Below are 3,977 nucleotides of genomic sequence, written 5' to 3'. Positions count from 1 at the left end.
ATTATGGGCTTATAGCCCATGATCAAACCACCCGTTAGACGGGTGGTTATGATTGTCTACTCAAATATTTCTGAAAGGATAGCGACACCTTTTTCGATTTCAGCATCACTTAGAGTGATTGGAGGGAGAAGACGGATAACGTTTGCCCCTGCAGTTAAGACAATCAATCCCTTATCTCTAGCGATCTGGACCAGTTCACCTAGATTTCCAGTAGTCTCAATTCCAATCATGTAGCCCAATCCACGCACAGTAGTCACTGTCTCTTTATCAGACAAGGCCTCCTGCAATTTAGCTTGTAGCTTGTTACCATTTTCAAGAGCAGTATCCAGAAAACCTGGAGCCAACATGACTTCAAGCGTAGCCTTGGCCGCCGCCATAGATAATTTATTGCCACCAAAAGTAGAGCCGTGGCTTCCGTAAGAGAAAGCCTCGCCAAGAGATGACTTAGCAAGCATGGCACCAACTGGCACACCATTTGCCAAGCCTTTGGCCAGGGTAAAGATATCTGGCTCAATATCGTAGTGTTCATAAGCAAAGAGCTTACCAGTACGGCCAATACCTGTCTGAACCTCATCTACAATGAGGTAAATACCTGTCTCCTTACAAAAGTCATACAAAGCCTTAACAAAGTCCTTATCCGCAGGCTGAACACCTGATTCCCCTTGGACCAACTCTAGCATAATGGCCGCCGTTTCTTCGCTAGCTAGGGCTTTAACACTGTTTATGTCGTTAAAAATGGCATAGCTAAAGTGGGGCACGCCTTCACCAAAACCTTGCTTGATTTTATCCTGACCAGTAGCAGACATGGATCCGAAGGTTCGACCGTGGAAGGAATTTTGAAAGGTAATAATTTCTTGTTTGCCCGATGCCTTACGGGCAATTTTTATGGCTGCCTCATTAGCCTCTGCACCACTGTTACAGAAAAAGGCCAGATAGTCCTTGTCACCAGTTAAAAGACCGGCAACATCTTCTTGCAACTGATTGTTATAAAGGTTAGGCTGGTGCAAAATCTTGCCCACTTGCTCTGTTAGAGCCTGATTGACATGGGGATGATAGCCAAGGTTAGTTACCCCGATACCAGATGAAAAATCCAAATAGGTTTTGCCAGTAGTATCTGTCAAATAATTTCCTTGAGCCGAAGCAAAATCAATCGCTGCCCGTTTATAATTTGAAAATAATTTTGTCATCGTTTACTCCTTGATTATTGTACCAGCTGTCAGGTTATCACCAATAATGACCTGCTCGACGCCAGATTCAACCGTCTGAACAGCGCTTTGAATTTTAGGAATCATGCCTCCAGTAATCACACCTGAATCTATTTTTTTCTGAACATCTACAATATTCAAATGATTTAAAACCTGTCCATTCTCTAAAACACCTTTGACATCCGTCATGAGGATAAGCTTTTTAGCCCCCAGACTAATAGCCAGCGCCCTTGCAAGGTAATCAGCGTTGATATTGAGCAAATCACCCTGATCACTGTAACCCAAGCTAGGAATCAAAGGTAGCTTGCCTTGAGATAGAAGTGCCACTAGGGTCTGGTTAGTAATAGACTTGACTTCCCCCACGTAACCATAAATCTCTTGATCTAAGAAATCAGCATGAACAAGGTCTGACAGCTCATCTATGACCTGATAGGCTGGTAAACCAGCATTTGTCAACTGACCTGCCAAGTTTTTCCCAACTATGTCAACCAAGGCTTCTTTGATTAGGCTCATATCTGACTGACTCGTCACACGTAGACCATTGACCTTGTGAATTGGGATATCATGTTCCTCCATGAGTTGATTGATAGCAAAGCCACCTCCATGAACGATGATTATTTTTTGACCAGACTGCTGCCATTCTGACAGTTTAGCCAGTATCTCAGGAGTTAGCTGTTTACTGGCTACTCCACCAATCTTAATTACAATATATTCAGTAGTCATCAGTTAACTCCTTTTCCTTAGACAGTTTAGGTATGATATAGGGCATTAATCTTAACGTAATCGTAAGAGAGATCACAACCCCATGCGGTTCCTTTTTCTTGACCTGAATGAAGGTCTACTGTTATGGTCACTTCATCCTCATGCATGATGTCTTTCATTTCTTCATCATCAAAGGTCACAGGACTAGAAGCTATCATGACTGGCAGACCGCCAAGCATAATATCAACATTGTCCACAGGCACATCCACACCGGCATAGCCCACAGCAGCTAATATACGTCCCCAGTTGGGATCTTCACCAAATATGGCTGTTTTGACCAGACTTGAACCGACTACAGATTTAGCCATCATACGGGCATCAAGGGCATTAGGAGCATTGACCACATCAACTTGGATGAGCTTATTGGCACCTTCACCGTCCTTGGCAATTTTCTTAGCCAGTTCTTGCATCACGAAATTAAGCATTTTCGAAAATTTATCGAACTCTGGTGTATCTGGCAAAATCTCATCATTGAGCGTGCAGCCATTGGACATGACGAGAACCATATCATTGGTCGAAGTATCCCCATCAACTGTAATCTGATTAAAGGTCTTTTCCACATTTTGACTCAAGGCCAATTGAAGAGTGTCACTAGAAATGTTAGCATCACAAGTAATAAACCCAAGCATGGTCGCCATGTTAGGATGAATCATCCCTGAGCCCTTAGCAACACCAGCCATAGTAACCACATCTCGTCCAAAGGTCTCTGTTACTGCAATCGTCTTAGTCCTTGTATCTGTCGTCAAAATCGCCTTGGCAAAATCATCAGCATTACCATTAACCACTATCTTGGAAAGACCATTTTTCAGTGTATCCATTGGTAGCAACTCACCGATAATCCCTGTAGAAGCCACACCAATCATATCAGGTTCAACACCTAGCTTTTCAGCGGTCCACTCCTGCATGGTGTAAGCATCCTCTAAACCTTGTGTACCTGTACAAGAGTTGGCTACACCTGAGTTAACAACGATAGCCTTCATTTTCCCAGCTTTTTTCACCGAGGTCTTGGTCACAATCAGAGGAGCTGCAATAACCTTGTTGGTCGTGTAAACACCTGCAACACTGGCTGGCTTTTCAGAGACGATCCAACCAAAATCCATCTTTCTCTTTTTAAATCCTGCATGTAGCCCATCTGCTGAGAATCCTAGCGGGCTGGCAATTGTTCCATCTATGACTTTCATATTTTTTCTCCTAACTCTATGCTTACGTCTACAAGTATGACGGTGTCATTAGCAAACCTTCCGTCTCATCCCACCCTTGCATGAGATTGAGATTTTGCACTGCCTGTCCAGCTGCTCCTTTGAGCAGATTATCAATAACTGAAATAATCGTCAGAACATTGGTTTTCTCATTATAGGCAAAGCCGATATCTGTAAAATTCGATCCAATGACATTGTGTAGTTCTGGTAAGTCTTCTTGTACACGTACAAAAGGTTTATCGCTATAAGCCTTTGTGAATGCCGAAGCCACATCAGCTACTGTCACATCCTTCTTCAATTTGCAATAAACTGTAGCCATGATTCCACGATTAACTGGTAAAAGAGACGTTGAAAACTGAATCTCAGGCATGTTAGCATCAAAAACCTGCAAGGTTTGGACAATCTCAGGAATATGCTGATGATGATTGAGCTTATAAGTCACGTAATTATCGTGAACATTAACAAAATGACTAGACTCACTCAAAGCCTTACCCGCACCAGTTAACCCAGATTTGGCATCTACAATGACACTATCTGTCTCAATAAGACCGGCTGCCACCAAAGGAATCAGGGCTAACTCTGTCGCTGTCGCATAGCATCCAGGATTAGCAATAAATTTCTTACCCTTCACATCTGTATATTCTGATAATGCATATGTGAAATTATTCAAAACCGTTTCCTTGGCAGGTGATTTTTTATACCATTCTTGATAAACATCTGCTGGCAAGCGATGATCACCAGACAAATCAATAATAGGAAAATCAGCCAGAACAAATTCCTCTGCTAGCGAACTAGCGACTCCTGAAGGTGT

The 3,977-nt window shown here is 42.7% G+C and carries 4 protein-coding genes; all 4 read right to left on the bottom strand.

Going from position 1 to position 3,977, the window contains the following annotated elements:
* Window positions 1-56: 56 nt before the first annotated feature.
* Window positions 57-1,187, bottom strand: a complete 1,131-nt coding sequence (locus tag RWZ99_RS09035; RefSeq protein WP_314678247.1) for an acetylornithine transaminase — start codon at window positions 1,185-1,187, stop codon at window positions 57-59.
* Between the two features lie 3 nt (window positions 1,188-1,190).
* Entirely contained in the window at window positions 1,191-1,928 is a 738-nt protein-coding gene (gene argB / locus RWZ99_RS09030; RefSeq protein WP_314678245.1) for an acetylglutamate kinase, read from the bottom strand.
* 26 nt (window positions 1,929-1,954) lie between these two features.
* On the bottom strand, window positions 1,955-3,148 hold the full coding sequence (gene argJ / locus RWZ99_RS09025) for a bifunctional glutamate N-acetyltransferase/amino-acid acetyltransferase ArgJ (RefSeq protein WP_314678244.1): 1,194 nt from the start codon (window positions 3,146-3,148) through the stop codon (window positions 1,955-1,957).
* A 28-nt stretch (window positions 3,149-3,176) separates the two neighbouring features.
* A partial coding sequence (argC, locus tag RWZ99_RS09020) for an N-acetyl-gamma-glutamyl-phosphate reductase (protein WP_314678243.1) occupies window positions 3,177-3,977 on the bottom strand: 801 nt, incomplete at its 5' end.

Origin of the sequence: uncultured Streptococcus sp., from assembly GCF_963545685.1 — a bacterium.
Classification (GTDB): Bacteria; Bacillota; Bacilli; order Lactobacillales; family Streptococcaceae; genus Streptococcus.
Note: the sequence above shows the minus strand (reverse complement) of the source record. Positions and strands in the feature narration are given on the sequence as shown.